We start from the raw sequence: 273 nt of genomic DNA on the forward strand, positions 1-273 counted from the left end.
GCGCTGGTCGCTCGACTTCGTCTCCGATACCCTGACCTGCAGCCGGCGGTTCCGCATCCTGTGCGTGGTCGACGACTACACGCGGGAATGCCTGGCGCTGGTGGCGGACACGTCGCTCTCGGGCGTGCGGGTCGCGCGGGAGCTGACGCGGCTGATCGGCATGCGCGGCAAGCCGCATACAGTTGTCAGCGACAACGGCACCGAGCTGACCTCGTCGGCCATCCTGCGTTGGTCGCAGGAGCGGCGGGTCGAGTGGCACTACATCGCCCCGGG

General features: G+C 69.2%; 1 protein-coding gene. It reads left to right on the forward strand.

Translation table 11 applies throughout. The annotated features are described in order from the left end of the window. The coding region (locus tag H926_RS0109640) for a DDE-type integrase/transposase/recombinase (RefSeq protein WP_022676109.1) at nt 1-273 on the forward strand (273 nt) is incomplete at both ends.

Source organism: Novosphingobium sp. B-7, from assembly GCF_000410615.1.
GTDB lineage: Bacteria > Pseudomonadota > Alphaproteobacteria > Sphingomonadales > Sphingomonadaceae > Novosphingobium > Novosphingobium capsulatum.